The organism is Lichenihabitans sp. Uapishka_5 (assembly GCF_033947565.1).
Classification (GTDB): domain Bacteria; phylum Pseudomonadota; class Alphaproteobacteria; order Rhizobiales; family Beijerinckiaceae; genus Lichenihabitans.
In genome coordinates this window covers 1-680 of sequence record NZ_JARPVX010000223.1, presented here as the reverse complement: position 1 = coordinate 680, position 680 = coordinate 1, and the positions used below count along the sequence as shown (strand labels likewise).

Below are 680 nucleotides of genomic sequence, written 5' to 3'. Positions count from 1 at the left end.
GTGCCAGCGGCCGATCAGGTGGTCGTAGGCGGCAAGGAGGTCGGCTCGGCCGAAGGCGGGCGGCTGCGCCAGCTCGGCCTTCATATCGGCAGGCAGCAGGTCGGCCAGGAACGGCAGCTTGTCGAGTTCGGGCAGTTCGGGCTGGTCGAGCGCCACTGTGGCCCGGATGCCGACATCCGCATAGGCCTGCATAACGGCATCGATGATGGCGGGTGTCGGATGTGGTACGAAGAAGGCGTCGTCCTGCACGGCCGTCGTGCCAGTGCGCAGCATCTCGATCGCGGCCAGCATGGTGCGCAAGTAGGCTTCCCGCGGGCTTGGCGCGAGTTCCGCCAGAGCGGGCGATTCGTAAAGCATGAAGAGCTCGAGCGGCAGGCTCGGCAGCGCGCCCTTCATATGGTTTACGGGCGAGTGGAAATGCGCGTTTACGAGCCCAGGCATCAGGAGGTGGTTGCCGCCCCGCACCACCGCGGCGTCCGGCGGCGAGAGGCGCGCAGCCTCGGGACCGATCGCGGCGATCCGGTCATCGATGACAAGCACGTCGCTCGGGCCGGTGGCGCCGCCCGGCGCGTCGAGGGAGAAGACGCGGACGCCTTGAAAGAACAGGCTCATGCGGTGATCTCCGAACCGGGGCCGGACGGGGGCGGCGCGTAACTGCAGCGTTTCGAGGTGCGCAGGCC

Annotated in this window: 1 protein-coding gene; it reads right to left on the bottom strand. The window is 68.4% G+C overall.

Features of this window, described 5'->3' with window-relative positions:
- Positions 1 to 612 (bottom strand): amidohydrolase family protein (locus P7D22_RS23320; protein ID WP_319936621.1); only part of this gene is annotated, 612 nt, incomplete at its 3' end.
- Positions 613 to 680: the final 68 nt, after the last annotated feature.